This window comes from Pantoea sp. MBD-2R, from assembly GCF_039134845.1.
GTDB lineage: Bacteria > Pseudomonadota > Gammaproteobacteria > Enterobacterales > Enterobacteriaceae > Erwinia.
This window is the reverse complement of sequence record NZ_CP152417.1, coordinates 2,320,271-2,338,409: the sequence shown is the minus strand read 5'-3', so window position 1 is coordinate 2,338,409 and position 18,139 is coordinate 2,320,271. Positions and strand designations below refer to the sequence as shown.

Annotated in this window: 18 protein-coding genes; 9 read left to right on the top strand and 9 right to left on the bottom strand. The window is 54.5% G+C overall.

Annotation, left to right across the window (positions count from 1 at the left end):
- Nucleotides 1–514: 514 nt before the first annotated feature.
- Complete coding sequence (locus AAGQ96_RS10720; RefSeq protein ID WP_342755508.1) at nucleotides 515–1,801, top strand: PAS domain-containing methyl-accepting chemotaxis protein; 1,287 nt, start codon at nucleotides 515–517, stop codon at nucleotides 1,799–1,801.
- 414 nt (nucleotides 1,802–2,215) lie between these two features.
- Nucleotides 2,216–3,397, top strand: a complete 1,182-nt coding sequence (locus AAGQ96_RS10715) for a histidinol-phosphate transaminase (protein ID WP_342755507.1) — start codon at nucleotides 2,216–2,218, stop codon at nucleotides 3,395–3,397.
- Nucleotides 3,398–3,458: 61 nt separating this feature from the next.
- Here the strand turns inward: AAGQ96_RS10715 and AAGQ96_RS10710 are convergent, their stop codons facing one another.
- From AAGQ96_RS10710 to AAGQ96_RS10695, 4 genes are read right to left on the bottom strand one after another with little or no spacing between them, the layout of a single operon-like run.
- On the bottom strand, nucleotides 3,459–4,100 hold the full coding sequence (locus AAGQ96_RS10710) for a DUF1109 domain-containing protein (RefSeq protein ID WP_342755506.1): 642 nt from the start codon (nucleotides 4,098–4,100) through the stop codon (nucleotides 3,459–3,461).
- The gene (locus tag AAGQ96_RS10705) at nucleotides 4,087–4,641 is read right to left on the bottom strand and encodes a sigma-70 family RNA polymerase sigma factor (protein ID WP_147200599.1); all 555 of its coding nucleotides are present in this window, start codon (nucleotides 4,639–4,641) and stop codon (nucleotides 4,087–4,089) included. Before AAGQ96_RS10705 ends, AAGQ96_RS10710 begins: the two co-directional genes overlap by 14 nt.
- A gap of 58 nt (nucleotides 4,642–4,699) precedes the next feature.
- Nucleotides 4,700–5,938: a thioredoxin family protein gene (locus tag AAGQ96_RS10700; protein ID WP_342755505.1), complete on the bottom strand. Its 1,239-nt coding sequence runs from the start codon at nucleotides 5,936–5,938 to the stop codon at nucleotides 4,700–4,702.
- Between the two features lie 24 nt (nucleotides 5,939–5,962).
- Nucleotides 5,963–6,526, bottom strand: a complete 564-nt coding sequence (locus AAGQ96_RS10695; RefSeq protein ID WP_147197906.1) for a peroxiredoxin — start codon at nucleotides 6,524–6,526, stop codon at nucleotides 5,963–5,965.
- 324 nt (nucleotides 6,527–6,850) lie between these two features.
- Between AAGQ96_RS10695 and AAGQ96_RS10690 the strand changes: the two genes are divergently transcribed.
- Complete coding sequence (locus AAGQ96_RS10690; RefSeq protein WP_342755504.1) at nucleotides 6,851–7,552, top strand: hypothetical protein; 702 nt, start codon at nucleotides 6,851–6,853, stop codon at nucleotides 7,550–7,552.
- Entirely contained in the window at nucleotides 7,549–7,977 is a 429-nt protein-coding gene (locus AAGQ96_RS10685) for a hypothetical protein (protein ID WP_342755503.1), read from the top strand. The genes AAGQ96_RS10690 and AAGQ96_RS10685 overlap by 4 nt, the downstream gene beginning before the upstream one ends.
- A gap of 62 nt (nucleotides 7,978–8,039) precedes the next feature.
- On the opposite strand, the gene AAGQ96_RS10680 is transcribed toward AAGQ96_RS10685, so the two are convergent.
- From AAGQ96_RS10680 to ltnD, 5 genes are all read right to left on the bottom strand, one after another.
- Nucleotides 8,040–9,395, bottom strand: coding sequence for a GntP family transporter (locus AAGQ96_RS10680; RefSeq protein ID WP_342755502.1), 1,356 nt, complete (start codon nucleotides 9,393–9,395; stop codon nucleotides 8,040–8,042).
- A 103-nt stretch (nucleotides 9,396–9,498) separates the two neighbouring features.
- Nucleotides 9,499–10,284 (bottom strand): 2-oxo-tetronate isomerase, encoded by a 786-nt coding sequence (gene otnI, locus AAGQ96_RS10675; RefSeq protein ID WP_342755501.1) that lies wholly within the window; start codon nucleotides 10,282–10,284, stop codon nucleotides 9,499–9,501.
- On the bottom strand, nucleotides 10,284–10,910 hold the full coding sequence (locus AAGQ96_RS10670) for an aldolase (RefSeq protein WP_342755500.1): 627 nt from the start codon (nucleotides 10,908–10,910) through the stop codon (nucleotides 10,284–10,286). Before AAGQ96_RS10670 ends, otnI begins: the two co-directional genes overlap by 1 nt.
- Entirely contained in the window at nucleotides 10,907–12,178 is a 1,272-nt protein-coding gene (otnK, locus tag AAGQ96_RS10665) for a 3-oxo-tetronate kinase (RefSeq protein WP_342755499.1), read from the bottom strand. The genes AAGQ96_RS10670 and otnK overlap by 4 nt, the downstream gene beginning before the upstream one ends.
- Complete coding sequence (gene ltnD, locus AAGQ96_RS10660) at nucleotides 12,175–13,080, bottom strand: L-threonate dehydrogenase (protein WP_342755498.1); 906 nt, start codon at nucleotides 13,078–13,080, stop codon at nucleotides 12,175–12,177. The genes otnK and ltnD overlap by 4 nt, the downstream gene beginning before the upstream one ends.
- A gap of 259 nt (nucleotides 13,081–13,339) precedes the next feature.
- Between ltnD and ygbI the strand changes: the two genes are divergently transcribed.
- The 5 genes from ygbI (at nucleotide 13,340) to citF (ending at nucleotide 18,137) form a co-directional block, all read left to right on the top strand.
- Entirely contained in the window at nucleotides 13,340–14,116 is a 777-nt protein-coding gene (ygbI, locus tag AAGQ96_RS10655; protein ID WP_147197888.1) for a DNA-binding transcriptional repressor YgbI, read from the top strand.
- Nucleotides 14,117–14,338: 222 nt separating this feature from the next.
- Nucleotides 14,339–15,412: a [citrate (pro-3S)-lyase] ligase gene (gene citC / locus AAGQ96_RS10650; protein ID WP_342755497.1), complete on the top strand. Its 1,074-nt coding sequence runs from the start codon at nucleotides 14,339–14,341 to the stop codon at nucleotides 15,410–15,412.
- Entirely contained in the window at nucleotides 15,409–15,702 is a 294-nt protein-coding gene (gene citD / locus AAGQ96_RS10645; RefSeq protein WP_147197884.1) for a citrate lyase acyl carrier protein, read from the top strand. The genes citC and citD overlap by 4 nt, the downstream gene beginning before the upstream one ends.
- A complete protein-coding gene (citE, locus tag AAGQ96_RS10640; RefSeq protein WP_147197881.1) occupies nucleotides 15,699–16,607 on the top strand; it encodes a citrate (pro-3S)-lyase subunit beta in 909 nt (302 codons plus the stop codon). Before citD ends, citE begins: the two co-directional genes overlap by 4 nt.
- A 9-nt stretch (nucleotides 16,608–16,616) precedes the next feature.
- Complete coding sequence (gene citF / locus AAGQ96_RS10635) at nucleotides 16,617–18,137, top strand: citrate lyase subunit alpha (RefSeq protein WP_342755496.1); 1,521 nt, start codon at nucleotides 16,617–16,619, stop codon at nucleotides 18,135–18,137.
- The last annotated feature ends 2 nt before the right edge of the window (nucleotides 18,138–18,139 follow it).

The following is an 18,139-nucleotide window of genomic DNA, read 5'->3' as shown; positions in this document are numbered from 1 at the left end:
TATTATGTAAATGAGCGGCCTGCTGATGCGTTACCGGTCACATATTTCAGGTGACGCTCCGCTTCCCAATACCCTGGCTATTTAACATAATACGACTATCTGCCTGCGTCCGCTTGCTCACCTTGTAGCAGGTGAACATAGCCGATGTTGCTGCCACCACGTGTAGACTCGGGCCTTAACAAGGCGCTAAAGCCTGTTGCCCTGAAAAAAACAGGCCTGATAAAACAGTTGGCAAATATTGCTCAAACTTTTGGCTGCCCTGCCGATATCTGGATCTGGACGGATTTTTTGATCGGTCCCGTAAATTTAATGCATCAGGAAAGTTAAAACAGCCTCCCAGCCTGCACACCAGTGCACATCAAGAGACACGGCCTTTAGCCACAAAGTGGCGAAGCGTCAGGCGGGAAAAATGCGGACGCATGTTGCCGCATATATTCATTTGCACGGGGTTGCAGGCAGAGGGCTGCCCGCCCGCAGATGGATCATTGAGACAAGATAACTTCCTGAGGTTTATATGTTTGGTGTGAAAAAATCGAATATTTCTCTGCCCTTATCCAGAAACAACGCCCTTTTTAAGGACATCAATGCGATCAAGCAGCATGTGGCATGGATTGAATTTTTGCCCGATGGAGAAATCATTAGCGCCAATCAGCAGTTTCTGGGCCTGACTGGCTACTCGCTAAGTGAGATCCAGGGCAAGCATCACCGGATTTTCTGCCATCCGACCTACTCCCACTCCTCAGGCTACGCTATTTTCTGGCAGACATTGGCGGCGGGTGAATCGGTTACGGGCATTTTTGAGCGTTTTAATAAACAGCATCAGCGCTTCTATCTTAGCGCCACCTACTTCCCGGTCTGCGATGACAAAGGCACCGTGTACAAGGTCATTAAAATTGCCTCTGATATCACCGCCCGACATCAGGAGCTGGAGCATAAAGAAGCGGTGATCACCGCGTTGGATCGCTCTATGGCGGTCATTGAGTTCACGACTGACGGCAAGATCATTACGGCCAACGATAATTTCCTTACCCATATGGGCTATGCGCTTTCCGATATTGTTGGCCAGCATCATCGCATTTTTTGCTATGAAAGTTTCTATCAGGAGAACCCCGATTTCTGGCAAAAAATTGCTAAAGGCCAGCACTTTGTTGGGCGTTTTGAGCGTAAAACGGCAGCGGGCGAACGCATCTGGCTTGAAGCAAGCTACAATCCGGTTTACGACGCCGATGGGAAAGTTTGTAAGGTCATTAAGATCGCTTCTGACATTACCGCCCGTGTGGAGGCTGCAAAGCGCGTTGCGGATATCGCTGTCACCACGTCGGAACAGACGTCGCAAATTACGCACAATGCTAATGAAGTGCTGGATGAAACCGTGCGGAACTCCGGCGAGGTGACGATACAGATGAACGCCGCGGCTGAGATTGGCGCCCAGCTGAATGCCTCGGCAAAAAGCATCAGCGAAGTGGTCGAAACCATCAATCTTATCGCTTCACAGACCAATATCCTGGCGTTGAATGCCGCGATTGAATCTGCGCGAGCTGGCGAAGCGGGCCGCGGATTTAGCGTGGTTGCCGGTGAAGTTCGTCGACTGGCGGCTTCAACCGCCAGCGCCACGCAGAAAATTACCTCGGTGGTGGAGCTAAACACGCAGCTGATCCAGCAAATGCACCACCAGCTGGATTCAGTAAAACAATTTGTGGTGACCGAGCAGGATAAAATCAGCGAGCTGTCCCGCAGCCTGCGGGAAATCAACAGCGGCGTGCATCAGTTTGTTAGCGTTATCCATCGGCTGAACGTATAGGCCGCAACACAGGGGGAGCGATGCAGCTCCCCTCTGAAAACGTCGACTACCCTTAATATCAGTGCCATAAGCTCGCCCTCTCCCACACAAGCCCCGGTAAGCGCAGAGGCACTGCTCTCATGCACAAAGCCAATCTGAACTAACGGGCAAGAGAGAACCGCGCGAGAAGGCCGCAGGGATATATTTTGGTGCAAAGTGCACCAAAAAATGCCCTGGTCATTATTCTAATCATAAAGATAATTTCTATTTTCACAGCGAAACTATCAGATGCTGCTCTTATCAATATCGCACTCCAACAACGCTCACCATTGATTACACAGCTATAACAGAAGGTTAAAGGAGGCCTTTTTTTTTCATCCTGGCATATTTACTGCTTAGTCCTCTGCGACATTAATTAAAAAGGAGAATATGTCGATGAGTACTCTGGTGAATGAAAACGAGACTGTGGATTCAAAACGTAGAACCTTGTTCAAGTTATCGGGCGCACTACTGGGCACGGCTGCCTTATCGTCAGGATTATCCCGTGCTTTTGCCTCCGATCCTGTCGGCACGGCGACCTTCTCTCCGCCCACGCAGGCGAACCCTATCCGTATTAACTTTAACGAAAATCCACTGGGCATGTCCCCAAAAGCGCAGGCAGCGGCACGCAATGCCGTCGCCATAGCGAACCGTTATGCAAAAGATGAGATCGTCAATCTGCGTGACAAGGTCTCTCAACATCATCAGGTTCCATCTTCATCCATATTACTGACTGCCGGATCGTCGGAAGGCATCCGGGCAGCGGTTGAAGCCTGGTCGCCGCTGGGATCGCAACTGGTTATCCCTGAACTGACCTATGGCGACGGCGAAGAGTTTGCCAAAATCGCCGGAATGAAAGTTACCAAAGTCAAAATGCTTGATAACTGGGCATTTGATATCGCGGGGATGAAAGCGGCGGTAGCCAGTCATAATGGCCCTTCGCTGGTTTATCTGGTCAATCCGAATAATCCGACGGCGACGATTACCCCTGCTGACCTGATTGAGCCATGGATCGCCAGTAAGCCTGCCGACACGATGTTTATCATTGATGAAGCCTATGCGGAATTTGTTAATGACAAACGCTTTCGCTCTGTCACTCCGCTCCTGCACAACGGAGCACAAAATATTATTCTGCTAAAAACCTTTTCCAAAATTCATGCGATGGCGGGAATGCGTGTTGGTTACGCGGTGGCACATCCGAATGTGATTGCGCTGCTGGAAAGGCATGTCGCCGGGGAGAAAATCAATTTTTGCGGCGTTGATGCGGCACTGGCTTCGATGGACGATCCTGCATTTATTGCTTACAGCAAAAAGACTATCGACCTCTCCCGCCAGATTTTAGTGAAAGCACTCGACGAGTTAAAGCTGCCTTATTTACCTTCCGAAGGAAATTTTGTTTTCCACCAGCTCAACACGCCACTGAAAGACTATCAGCAGCATATGGCCGAATCCGGTGTGCTGATTGGTCGCGCCTTTCCCCCCGCGGATAGCTGGTGTCGTATCTCTCTCGGCACGCCAGAAGAAATGCAGTGGGTGGCCAAAACGATGCACGAATTCCGTCAAAAAGGCTGGGTTTAGTTTCAGGATTTAAAGGCGTCTGGGCATGGGGGCAAATGACTTTATGCTCAGGCTCATATCATCACTTATCCAGCCGGATCCAGCGCCTTCCCGCCAGCACGGTAATAGCAACAATGGTGATGCCTGCCGCGAGGTGCATAATGAAGTCGAGCAGATGCAGATGCGTTTCATGGCACAGCGAAAGCAGCATGGATGACATAAACGCGATACCGCATCCTGCCAGAGCCAGACTCCTGCCAGGATAGAGCGAACGCGAGCGATGCAGGCTGATGACCGAAATCACCATCATCGGCAGGCTGGCCGACAGCATAAACAGATAGCAGTGGATCCCTTCACCAAACTGACCCGCTCCAGCTCTTGTCCCGGAAAGGGACATATTACTCAGATTGAGCACCAGCCAGCAGAGCGCCAGCAACAGCGGCCATCTCATGCGTACGGGCTGGCGTCCGGCAATGCTAAGGGTAAAAGCGGCGGCGATAGCGCTGCTGCCAATAATAAAAGCCAGCAGCAAAGTGAGCATCGCGGGCAACGCGCCTGGCTGGGACCAGTCTGTGAAACGATGATGGAGTATCCAGCTGCTCAGCATGCCGCAAGGGAGGGCCAAAGCAACCCAACCCGCAACACGCCAGCCCACGGGCCGTAAGCGTTTCACCGGCTGCGCCGACTGACTGAGGTGATCTATAAACTGCTCATGATTTCTCACGATTACCGCTTCCATATTTCCGAAGGTTGAGCATCGCGCGATGCAAAAGGGATTTGACGGCAGAAACGGAAAGATGGGTTTCTGCTGCCGCCTGCGCCAGACTTTGTTCCCGCAGATGAACGGACTCAACAATCTCACGCTGACGCACCGGCAGGCTGCCTAAATAGCCGGCGAGGTCATGCGGTTCAGGGCTAACATCGTCCAACTCTGCGGGATAAAGATTTAATGCCTCTTCATCCTGAACTTCCTGATTACGACCGCGCTGTCGCAAAGCATCAATCGCTCTGGCAGAACTGATAGCCGCCACCCAGGGCAAAACAGGCCGTTGCGGGTCGTAGGTGTGGCGCACCCGGTGGATCGCCAGCAACGTCTCCTGAATAACGTCCTCAATTAACGCTTCATCACTGATTTTTTTGCGCACGAAGGCACGAATGGCTGGCACCATCGCTTTCAGTAACTGGTTATAGGCTTCCCTGTCGCCAGCCTGCGCGCGAGCCATAAGTGCTGGCCAGTGCTGAACGCTGATTTCAGTCCCGGCCATCATTGGCCCTGAATATTTTCTCTGTTCGGTTCATTACAAAGAAGTTTACTCGTCAGTTTCAGGATTTTTTGTCGCTTACCGCGGCATGTTCCAGCGCCGAAATCACGATACGCGGCGTCAGTACCTGCGGCAGCACGACAGGTTTGCCGCCATCGGCCGGATAAACCACATAAAGCGGCAGTCCACCCTGGCCAAAATCGCTGAGTGCCTGTTCGACATCAGGATTATATTTGGTTGAATCCGCGACCATATAAATCGTGCTGGTCTGTGCCATTGCCGTTTTCACCGCTTGTGTAGAGAGCGAGCTACGGTCGTTAACCTGACAGGTAATGCACCACGAGGCGGTGAAGTTAACCAAAATCGGTTTACCCTGCCCTTTAATGGCGTCGACATTTTGTGGCGACCAGGCAACGGCAGCCGCCGCTTCAGAAGCTTCTGCACCATTCGGTGAGGTGGCGGTTGTTTTCAGGTTTGCCAGTGGCGGCACCACCAGCAGCAGAAACACCAGCGTTGCAATGTGCAGCCCCCAATGGCCTTTACCCATCATACGGCGTTTTTGCGCCATGCCATACAGCCAGGCGGCAAAACTGAATAACAGACAGCAGACCAGAATCGCAGCCAGCGCGGCCGATCCTGCCTGACGCTCTAACACCCAAATCAGCCAGCCCACCGCACCCAGCATCGGAAACGCCAGGCCGTGTTTTAGCGTAATCATCCAGGCACCAGGCGCAGGCAACACGCGCGCCAGTAACGGGAAAAACGAAATCAAAGTAAACGGTGCCGCAAAGCCTAGCGCCAGCGAAATAAAGATCACCACGCTAATGAAAGGCGGCTGAGTCAGTGCATAGCCGACAGCGCTGGCCATAAACGGTGCGCTACACGGCGTAGCGACAACGATAGCCAGCGCGCCGGTCAGCGCCGAACCAATCAAACCGCCGCGATCGCCGCCGATCCCCCCAACCCGCTGCACTGCCAGTCCGACCTCAAAAAGGCCAAAAAGATTAAGCGCCGACCCCAACATCACCAGGATCAACAGCGCAATAACCAGCGGAGATTGCAGCTGGAAGCCCCACCCGACGGAAGCGCCGCCAGCTCGCGCCAGCAGCAATACCGCTACCAGTGCGATCATAGTGAGCACAACGCCGAGCAAAAAAGCCAGCCCTTCCGCCCGGGCGTGTCCGGGCTTGTCGTGATGGCGGATCAGGCTCAACGCTTTCAGCGAGATGACCGGAAAGACGCACGGCATTAAATTCAGGATCAGGCCGCCAAGGAAAGCGGCAGCGATTGCGGTCAGCATAATAAATCCACTCAGGTTAGAAAATTAAGCCGGGTTGGCCTGACGATATTTTTTCACTGCTTCCATCGCTTTCTCAATATGCGCATCCGGGTTTTTATCGGTATAGCTGAGCAGGATCTTACCGTCCGGCGCAATCACATAAGACGTGCGGTCTGAATAAGTTTTCCCCTTTATTTCCAGGGTGTTTTTATATTCAGTGGCGACTTTTGCACCCGGATCGGCAGCGACGGTAAATTTATCGCGACATTCCAGCTGGGAGAACTTAGCAATCTGATCGGTATTGCCGGCAGTAACGCCAATCACTGTCGCACCCTGCTTTTTAAACTCATCGGTGGCCTCGGCAAAATCGTGCGCTTCCAGTGTACAACCCGCGCTAAACGCCACCGGGAAGAAATAGAGCACGACCGGCCCTTTTTGCAACGCCTGCTGAAGTGAGAAGGTCGTTGCTTTACCGGCCAGTGCGGCTTCAAGCTTGAAGTCAGGCGCTTTCTCACCCACCTGTAAGGCAGCAAAAGCGGACGTCACGGGCAGGCTAAGGGCTAAAAGTGAGGCGGCAACGACTGTTTTCAGATTGTTTTTCATACGCATAATGCTCTCCATTGAATGACAGATAACAGGAATTGTTTCCTTAATCATAGGTTCGCCGGAGAAACGGTAAAAGTTTCGGTCGGATGAAAAAATTTTTGCCTTTACCGACATATTGCCGATCGCCGCATAAAAGGTGGGTATCTGCCTGACCTGCTGCTGACCAACTTGCCTGATGCTAAACACATTTTGATTAAGCATTTTTTCCATGCGATATATTGAGTTTGTAGCTTTTAATGCGTGCTAAAGTAGCGTTGCTATTTATGGAGTTAACGGAAAATCTCGGTCGATATCTGATGGCCGCTACCAAATGGAAGGGTAATAAGGATGAGTACAAGAAGCGAAATTATTGATGGCAATCTGGCACAAAGAAGTTCATACGGGTTGATATATACGGAAGTATTGGGCTGGGTGGACCTTGGGCATGCACAGGGTGCTGATATCCGCAATTTGTGGGCGCAAATGCTTCGGGGTGAATCCCAGAGTGGGCCAACTTACGATGTTACCTATAAACAATCGATGGTCGGCCTTAAACGTCGTTTGACGGTGGGTAAGTCAATCACCTGGCGACTCAAAAAAGGACTGTCATATCAACAAAAGCAAAGTATTGCTCTTGCTATGATGATGACAGTAGCCCGAAGATTTGAGGGGCTTCAGGGGACTTTCCCTTTCAGCTGGGCTACAGATAGCGGATTCAGCGGTGAAGATCTGGTATCGGACCTGCTCGGCTTTTACCAGGTTATGGCGTGTATGAACAACGTGTTCAGCCACCTGAAACCGGTAAGCAGAAAAGATGCTTTAAGACGGTGGGACCATTACGGGAAAGTAGGTTCGTGGAAAAATGAAACTTTCAAACCGCTGCTATTTCCTGACCCGGTTCATTCCCCCAACAGCAGACCACGCTTTGGACAATTACCAAAATTCATGAGAACCGTCACTCCTTATAACCGATGGACATCTGAAGATGTCGGTATTGTTGACCCTAATCGCGGCTTTATCCATTTCGGCAGCAGAGAACCACGGACATGAAAACATCATTAAAAATTATGTTGGTCATGCTGGTTGTCTGCATAATTGGCCTATTCTATGGCTTGCAATATTTCATGATGGAATTTGCTGACGGTGCTGACTACACGGAACAGGATAAACGGGAGTATGATTTTTATACTCCAGAATTACTGAAAAACATGCCACGCGTTAGCAACACCTACAGCTTCCACTACAGCAATGTATCCGGGCCTAACCCAGCACTGATCTATCGGGCAGATTTTTCCGGCACAACGGATACCAGCCGCATTAACACTTACCTGGCACAAAATGGTTTTAAAAAAGGAGGAGTGTGCAATATCAGCGGAGATTGCTGGACCGGCAAGGATCCTAATATAACCGTGTCAGTGGGCGTTGAGGAAAACCTGAGCGCTATCCGTATTGCGATGGTAGATAAGGCGGGATAGAACCCGCTTGTTACCCTGCTCCCTGCCCCGCCAGCAACACCAGCGGGCCAGGGAGCACTCACTTAAACCAGAGCCCAAACCAGCCAGGTGAGGACAAAACCGCTCAGGCCCATAATGGTGGTCAGTACGGTCCACGTCTTCAGGCCATCCGGCACCGACAGGCCCAGATAACGCGTTACCACCCAAAAGCCCGCATCGTTAACATGTGACAACCCCAACCCGCCAAAACAGGCCGCCAGCGTTACCAGCACCCTTTCCATCTCATTTGCACCGCCGACCGCCGTGGTCAGCAGCCCGCTGGTTGTCAGGATCGCCACGGTGGCGGAACCCTGTGATGCCCGCAGCGCCAGCGACAGAATAAACGCGGCCGGCACCAGCGGCAAATGCAGCGTTTCCAGCGTGGTTGCCAGCGCTTTGCCCACGCCGGATTCCACCAGCACCTTGCCGAATGCACCACCTGCACCGGCCACCAGGATCACGCTGGCCGAACCGGGGATGGCGCGACCGGTCAGATCCTCCAGCTTATCCTTACTCCAGCCACGACGCAGACCCAGCAACCATGCAGCCAGCGCGAGCGCGATTAACAGGGCAATCGGCGGCGTGCCAATAACCATCATCACTTTACGCAGCATGCTCTCTTCCGACAGCAGCGAATGTGCCAGCGTGCCGAGCACAATTAACGCGATGGGGACGACAATCAGCCCGGAGATCATCAGCGCGCCGGGCGGAGCCGGTTCATTTTTCTTCTCTACGCCTTCCGGTTTCGCCATTTGCAAATTTTCCAGCACTTCCACCGAAAGCTGATAGCGACGGCGATTCATCGCTTTTGCCACAAAGTAGCCCACCACGCCAACCGGAATCGAAATGGCGATCCCCAGCATCATCAGCCAGCCCATATCGCTGTGCAGGATCCCCGCCGCCGCCGCTGGCCCGGGATGCGTCGGCAACGCCACATGCACCGTCAGCATCACGCCCGCCATCGGCAGACCAAACTTCATTGGCGAGACGCGGGCAACTTTGGTAAAGCCATAAATCAGTGGGATAACAATAATAAAGCCGACTTCGAAAAAGACCGGAATTCCCAGAATAAACGCCGCCATGGTCAGTGCCGCGACGGTACGCTTGATGCCCAGCGTTTTGCTAAAGCGCTGGGCCAGCGATTCCGCGCCGCCCGAGGCCTCGATCACCGCGCCGAGCATCGCCCCCAGCACAATGATAATAGCGATATGACCGAGCAGCCCGCCCATGCCGCTCATGATGATTTCCATAATTTTTTCGGACGGAATGCCGGTGGCAAAAGCAACCAGCAGGCTGACAATCAGCAGGGCCACAAACGGATGAACTTTGGCTTTAATGACCAGCAGCAGCAGAATAACAATGCTGGCGGTCGCGATAGCTAACAGCAAGGCGGTGGACATGGTAAACCTCAGATATTTTTTATCGTTTTAAAGTAAGGCGCAGGGTTGCCTGGTGCAGGCAGAGGTAAGAAGACACCGGCGCAGCAACGCCGGTGGCAGGTTTTCAGGGCTTTTTCGCCCAGGGCTGGAACCAGCCGAGGCCTTCCAGCGTCGAATGACGCGGAATATATTCGCAGCCGACCCAGCCGTCGTAGCCCACTTCATCCAGCAGGCTAAACAGCCACGGATAGTTGATTTCACCCTCGTCAGGTTCGTGCCGGTCCGGCGCAGAGGCGATCTGCACGTGGCGGTAGCGGCCCCGATTAGCACGGATCAGCTGGCTCAGATTGCCGTCAACCAGCTGGGCATGGAACAGATCGAGCTGGGTAAAAACGTTTGGCCGGTCGATACGCGCCATGACGTCCAGCGTCTGATACTGACTTGAATAGAGGTAGTTTGGTTTAATCTTCGGGCTTAGCGCTTCCAGCAAAATGTTGATGCCGTGTGGTGCAAAGCGATCTGCCGCATAGTGGATATTGCTGATGAGCGTTTCAACGCAGGCATCGCGGTCCATCCCTTCCTGCACCACGGAAGCCATGATATGTACCTGCGGCACCTCCAGCGCCACGGCGTAAGCCAGCGCATTGTCAATATCGGCCCGGGCGTCCGCTTCACGACCGGGGATCGCCGACACGCCCCATTCTCCTGCCTGCACGTTCCTGGCTGCGGTATTAAACAGCACCAGTTTGAGATGATTATCGTCCAGCAGCTGTTTTAGCTGCGCGGCCGGATAGTCATAAGGAAACAGAAACTCCACGGCTTCAAATCCGGCAGCGGCCGCCGCGGCAAAGCGCGCTAAAAAAGGCACTTCGGTAAACTGCGTGGACAAATTAGCGGCAAATTTTGGCATTATCGGCTCCTTAACGCGGCAACTTCATCATCATTCAGGTATCTGATGGCGCGGTCGCCCAGGGTAAAAATCAGGCGCGCCGTCTCTTCCAGCTCTTCGGTATTGTCAGCCGCTTCGCGCAACGATTTTCCCACTACGACGGAGCCGTGGTTGGCGAGTAAAAACGCACGATACCGTCCTGCCAGCCCGGCTAAATCTTCCGCCAGGCGTTGGTCGCCCGGCTTGTAGTAAGGCACCACCGGCACGTCGCCCACGCGCATAACAACGTAAGGCGTGAACGGACGAATACAGTTGTGCGGATCCAGCCCTTCCAGGCAGGAGAACGCCGTCAGGTAATGGCTGTGAAGATGCACTACCGCTTTACAGCTGGGATCGTTCTGATAAAGCGCCCGATGAAAAGCAATCTCTTTTGAAGGCTTGTCGCCGGAGAGCCATTCGCCCTCCAGCGTCACTTTAGAAAGCCGCTCGCCATTCAGCTCGCCCAGACAGGAGCCGGTCGGCGTGGCCAGCAGCGTGCCGTCTTCCAGGCGCAAAGAAAGATTGCCTGCGGAGCCGGTTGCGTAACCGCGCGCGAAGAAGGAGGCGCCCAGCGTGACCATCTCCTGGCGTGCCTGCTGTTCAGTCATAAAGAAAACTCCGTTTGTGCGCGGCGGAAGAACTGTTCATCGCCAAAATTGCCTGATTTAAGGACCAGCGACAGCGGCTGGTCGATATCGCGTACCCAGGGGACGCCGGGTGAAACCGAGGGGCCAATATGGAAAGCGGTCACGTCGAGGCTCTGCGCCACCACGCCAGAGGTTTCGCCGCCCGCCACAATGAAACGCTGCCAGCCACGACGCTTCAGCTCCCGGGTCACGGCGGAAAACAGATTTTCGACCGCTTCGCTACTGCGCTGCGCGCCATACTGTTGCTGAATTGCCTGCAAAGCCTGCGCATCAGCCGTGGCGTAAAGCAACGGTGCCAGCGGCTGGTCGCTGTTGGCCGCGACCCAGTCGCACAGTTGTTGTGCATAGTCGCCTGCCTTATCGAGATCCAGACAGCGTGCGACGTCAACTTCCTGAGAAGGTGCCTGCTGACGATAGGCATTAACCTGTTTATTGGTCATCTGCGAACAGGAACCGGAAATCACCACCGCGCGTTCGCCTTGTGGACGCCCCGCCGCTTCGGCCTCACCGCGAGCGCCATTGCCCGTTGCCCACTGGCGTGCCAGTCCGATGGCCAGACCGGAACCGCCCGTTACCAGCCGCATATCAGCCAGCGCCTCGCCCTGCGTCAGCAGATGCTGTTCGTTCAGCGTATCCAGCACCACGTAGTTCACGCCCTGGTTTTTCAGCTCAGCCAGCTTTTTCGCTACCGCACGGGCACCCTGATCGAGCACCGCAGCGCTAATCAGCCCGGCTTTGCCCGTTGCCTGCTTTTCCATTAAACGCAGCAGGTTGCTGTCGGTCATCGGCGTAACCGGATGGTGCCGCATGCCGGAATCGGACAGCAACTGCTCGCCGACAAACAGGTGTCCAAGATAGACAGTACGGCCATTTACCGGCAGCGCCGGGCAGATCGCCGTTTGCGTTTCACCCAGCTCGGCCAGCAGGGCATCAGTTACCGGGCCAATATTGCCTTTTTCCGTGCTGTCGAAGGTCGAGCAATATTTGAAGTAAAAGCGGTCGCAGCCCTGCTCCTGCAGCCATTTCAGCGCGGCCAGCGACTGCTGCACGGCCTGCTCAATACCACAGGAGCGGGTTTTTAAACTGATGACAATCGCCTGCGTGGTGGGCGCATCGTGCTGCTGCGGCACGCCGTTGAACTGAAGGGTAGAGAGACCGTTTTGCACCAGAAAGCTGGCGATGTCGGTTGCGCCGGTAAAGTCATCGGCAATGACGCCCAGGCGAGTCATACTCCCTCCTTACCTTGTGGCAGCGTGATACCGCTGAAAATCTTAATCACCGCGCTGTCATCTTCACGGCCATAGCCCGCGTTGCTGGCTTCAGTAAACATATTCAGCGCGGTAGAGGCCAGCGGCAGCGGAAAATGCAGCGATTTCGCGGTTTCCGCCACCAGGTTGAGATCCTTAACAAAGATATCGACGGCGGATTTCGGGCTGTAGTCGCCATCCACCACATGGCGCATGCGATTCTCAAACATCCAGGAGTTTCCGGCCGCGTTGGTGACAACGTCATACATTGTTTCAAGCGGGATACCGGCGCGTGAAGCCATCGCCATCGCTTCCGCCCCCACGGCGATATGCACGCCAGCGAGCAGCTGGTGGATAATCTTCACCGTTGAGCCCTGGCCGATTTCGCTACCGATGCGGTAGACCTTCGCAGCAATCGCCTCGAGAACCGGCTGAAGTCGTTCAAAAGCAGCATCGCTGCCGGACGCCATCACCGTCATGTCGCCGGTGGCCGCTTTTGCCGCGCCGCCGGATACCGGCGCATCCAGCATCAGCAACTGATGAGCGGTAAGCTTCTGTTCAATCTGCTGAGCGTCCTGAGCGGAAATAGTGGAAGAAACCATCACCACCGTGCCCGGCTTCAGTTTTGCTGCCAGCCCGTTGTCGCCAAACAGAATGCTGTTGACCTGCGCGGCGTTGACCACCAGCAGCAGCACGGCTTCAAGTCGTTCGACAAAACTGTCGGCCGAGCTCTGCGCATCCTGTGCGCCAGCCTGACGCAGCGTTTCCAGCGCGGCAGGATTGAGATCGACACCCCAGGTGTTCAGACCTGCACGAATACATGACGTCGCTGCGCCCATTCCCATCGAACCCAAGCCGATGACACAAACATTTGCAAGTGGCACTGTTAGCCTCCGCTGTTAAATTAAGTGATTATTTGTTCAATGTTGTTAATCGTGCCAGCTTGCGTGCGGAATAAATGTGCCTGATGTCACAAAACTGACCTGGCGATTGAATGAGCACATTTTTTCACATCCCGTATCACGCCTTGCTCTATATCGACCGTTCAGGGAAAAATGAAGTTAAGCCTCGTCATTTCTGGTTCGCAGAAAAGATCTTTTCCACTACACTGTGAAAAATTGATAAATTTTCACAGGAGTCGATGTGATCCCGGTTGAACGACACCAACAAATCCTGGCAATGGTGGCCGAACGCGGCGTGGTGAGCTTTTCTGAACTGACAGAACGGCTTGGCGTATCGCATATGACCATCCGCCGCGACGTGCAGAAGCTGGAGGAGCAAGGCGCGCTGCTTTCGGTTTCGGGTGGCGTCCGCTCGGCAGAACGGTTGGCAGCAGAGCCTTCACATCTGACCAAAACCTCGCTGGCGAATGCTGAAAAACAGGCGATTGGCCGCTACGCCGCGCAGCATATTCCGCGTAACAGCTGCATCTATATTGACGCCGGGACGACCACGCTGGCGCTGGCCCGTGAGCTACTGGATCGGGATGATGTTCTGGTTGTGACCAATGATTTTATGGTGGCCAACCTGTTAATGGAGGCCAGCCAGTGCCGGGTCATCCATACCGGCGGTACAGTTTGCCGTGAGAATCGATCGTGTGTCGGGGAGAGCGCGGCACGCAGCCTGCGCAATCTGGCCATTGATATCGCTTTTATCTCGGCATCCTGCTGGGGACCGCGTGGGTTGTTCACACCCGATGAGGAGAAAGTGACGGTAAAACAGACGGTCTGCGAGGTCAGCAGCAGGCGCGTTTTACTGAGCGACAGCTCAAAATATAACAAAATCGCCACTTTTCTTGCCCTGCCGCTTGACTGTTTCGACACCATTATCACCGATACGCAGTTGAGTAACAGCGCGCGTGACGCCCTGAGTGGCGGAAACTGGCAGCTGATGCTGGCCGGGACAGCCATCACTGTTTAGCGTTAAACCGCCGCTTTTGCCGTAACGCCTGAACGCCATCGGAGCGAGTTCTGTTCAGGCAACCTTTTTGCTCCTGCCTCAACCATTGTTATACAAGCAAGCGGTTTATAACGTTAACCGCAAAAAAACGCCTGTTTCTTGCGCTCGCCCAGTATTCCCCCTTCTGCCTGGTTGTAGCATTACCGCCTCTGCTTACTTATGTCTGTCAGGACGCCGCTTAACATGTTGGGTAATAACGTCTTCACGCAAGTAAAACGTTCAGAAATGCACAAGATGGCCGAAATAAAGCAATTTCTGAAAGAAAACGATCTTAGCGTAGATAAAACGGTCGAGGTTTTTATTACTGTCAGGCGTGACGATACGCTGATCGCCTGCGGGGGTATTGCCGGAAATATTATTAAATGCGTCGCCATCAGTGAATCGGTGCGCGGCGAAGGTTTGGCGTTATCGCTGGCCACAGAACTGATTAACCTCGCTTATGAAAAGCACTGCACGCATCTCTTCATTTACACCAAAACCGGTTATGAAACGCTTTTTAAGCAGTGCGGTTTTGCAACGATAACCTCCGTGCCGGGCATTATGGTGCTGATGGAAAACAGTAAGACGCGTCTGAAGCGCTATGCCGATTCGCTTGCCCGCGAGCGTCGGGAAGGGAAAAAAATTGGCTGTATCGTGATGAACGCTAACCCTTTCACCAACGGACACCGTTACGTGATCCAGCAGGCAGCGGCGCAGTGCGACTGGCTGCATCTGTTTCTGGTAAAAGAAGATACCTCGCGTTTCCCCTATGAAGACCGGTTTGATTTAGTGCTGAAAGGCACGGCGGATATCGCCAGATTAACGGTACACAGAGGGTCCGAATACATCATCTCCCGCGCCACCTTCCCCTGCTATTTCATTAAAGAACAGAGTGTTATTGACTACTGCTATACCGAAATCGATCTCAAGATCTTTCGGCAGTATCTTGCGCCCGCGCTGGGGATTACGCACCGCTTTGTCGGCACCGAGCCGTTTTGCACCGTAACTGCCCGCTATAACCACGATATGCGTCACTGGCTGAACACGCCCGACCTTTCCGCGCCCGCCATTGAACTGGTGGAAATTGAGCGGCTTTGTTTCCAGGAAACGCCGATTTCTGCCTCATGGGTGCGCAAGCTGCTGGTCAAAAAAGATTTTTCGGCTATCGCGCCGCTGGTGCCAGCCGTCACGCTGGGCTACCTGCAAAACATGGTTGGTACCCATCAGACCGGTGCCGCAACCCGCCACGCTTTACACGCATTAACAGGTGAAAAATGAAGATAACTCAGGCCGCCGTCGCAGGCACACTTGAATCTGGCGACGTCATGATCCGCATCGCCCCGCTCAACGCGGATATTGACCTGCAAATCAACAGCAGCGTTGAGAAGCAGTTTGGCGACGCCATTCGCACCACCGTTCTGGATGTTCTTGCTCGCTATGACGTCAAAGCCGCGCAGCTCACGATTGATGATAAAGGGGCACTCGACTGCATCTTACGCGCCCGGCTGGAAACCGTCCTGGCACGTTCCGCAGGTCTTAACGCACTGCCTTGGGAGGAGCGCCCGTGATTTCTGCCTCCCTGCTCCAGCGCAAAGCCCGCACCCGCCGCAGTATGCTGTTCGTGCCGGGCGCGAATGCCGCCATGGTCAGCAATGCGTTTATCTACCCTGCGGACGCGCTGATGTTCGACCTGGAAGACTCCGTTGCCCTCAGAGAAAAAGATGCGGCCCGCCGGCTGGTTTATCACGCCTTACAACATCCGCTTTACCGCGATGTGGAAACCATTGTTCGCGTTAACGCGCTCGATTCCGAATGGGGTATCGACGACCTGGAAGCGGTAGTGCGCGGCGGCTGCGATATTGTGCGCTTGCCGAAAACGGATACCGCGCAGGACGTAACTGAGATTGAAAAAGAGATCCTGAGAATTGAAAAAGCCTGCGGTCGCGAACCCGGCAGCACCGGTTTGCTGGCGGCGATTGAGTCCGCGCAGGGCATTACTCAGGCCGTTAATATTGCTAACGCGTCGCCCCGCCTGATCGGCATCGCGTTAGGTGCAGAAGATTACGTGCGCAATCTGCGCACCGAACGTTCTCCCGACGGCATCGAACTGCTGTTCGCCCGCTCCTCCATTCTTCAGGCCGCTCGCGCCACAGGAATTCAGGCATTCGATACCGTCTATTCCGATGCCAACAACGAAGCGGGCTTTCTGCATGAGGCCGCCCACATCAAGCAGCTGGGCTTTGATGGCAAATCGCTGATCAACCCGCGTCAGATTGAGCTGCTGCATAACCTCTACGCGCCCACGCAGAAAGAAGTTGAACACGCAAGCCAGGTGGTGGAAGCCGCTGAAGCTGCGGCCCGCGAAGGCCGTGGCGTGGTCTCCCTTAACGGCAAAATGGTCGACAGCCCGGTTATCGAACGTGCCCGGCTGGTCCTTTCCCGCGCCGCACTATCAGGCATTCGTGAAGAATAAGGCTCTCTAATGACGCAGACAACTGAACACTCTCAACATGCCACACGCGCTGCGGCCTGGCTCCGCCGTGCTGAAAAAGATCTGGCCGCTTATCAGAACGCCCCGAAACAGACCCGCCCGCGCGACAACAAACTGTGTGCCAGCCTGGAAGAGGCGATTCGCCGTTCCGGCTTGCGGGACGGGATGACGCTTTCGTTCCATCACGCTTTTCGCGGCGGCGATCTGACGCTCAATTTAGTGATGGAAGCCGTTGCCCGCGCCGGTCTGAAAGATCTGACCCTCGCCTCCAGCTCTCTGAGCGACTGCCACGAACCGTTAATTGAGCATATTCGTCACGGCGTAATCAGCCGCATTTACACCTCCGGTCTGCGCGGCCCGCTGGCGGAAGAAATTTCCCGTGGGTTACTCAATGAGCCGGTACAGATCCATTCTCACGGTGGCCGCGTGCAGCTGATTGAAAGTGGCGAGCTGAATATTGATGTGGCGTTTCTGGGTGTGCCATCGTGCGATCCCGCCGGGAACGCCAACGGGTTTACCGGCAGCGCAAACTGTGGGTCACTGGGCTATGCCCGGGTCGATGCCGGGTACGCCACACAGGTTGTACTGCTGACCGAAACGCTGCTGCCCTATCCGCATCATTCTGCCAGCATTGCTCAGGACCAGGTGGATTTGATCGTTCAGGTCGATCGGGTTGGCGACAGCGACAAAATCGGCGCGGATGCCACCCGCATGACCTCCAACCCGCGCGAGCTGCTGATCGCCCGCAGCGCGGCAGAAGTGATTGCCCGTTCCGGCTACTTTAACGACGGTTTTTCGATCCAGACCGGTTCCGGCGGCGCGTCACTGGCCGTCACCCGTTTTCTGGAAGACAAGATGCGTCGTCGCGGGATTTGTGCTGATTTCGCGCTCGGCGGCATCACCGCCAGCATTGTCGATCTGCATGAAAAAGGGCTGATCCGCAAGCTGCTGGACGTGCAGAGTTTCGATCGCTGCGCGGCAGAATCACTGGCCCGCAACCCAAATCATATCGAAATCAGCGCCAACCAGTATGCCAATTTGAATTCCAAAGGGGCGTCTGTCGATCGTCTCGATGTGGTGGTGTTAAGCGCACTGGAAATCGATACCGGCTTTAACGTCAACGTACTGACCGGCTCCGATGGCGTGTTGCGTGGCGCCTCCGGCGGCCACTGTGATACGGCTGCCGCCGCGGCGCTTTCGATTATCGTCGCGCCGCTGGTCCGGGGCCGCATTCCAACACTGGTTGATAAAGTGACGACCTGTGTCACGCCGGGTTCAAGTATCGATATCCTTGTGACCGATCACGGTATCGCGGTGAATCCTTCACGTCAGGAACTGGCTAAACGCTTGCAGGAGGCGGGCATGAAGATCGTCCCTGTTGAATGGCTACGCGAGCGGGCGCAGCTGCTTACGGGTCAGCCGCATGCGGTTGAATTTACCGGGCGTGTGATTGCCGTGGTGCGTTACCGCGACGGTTCGGTGATCGATGTTGTTCATCAGGTGAAAGAATAAAC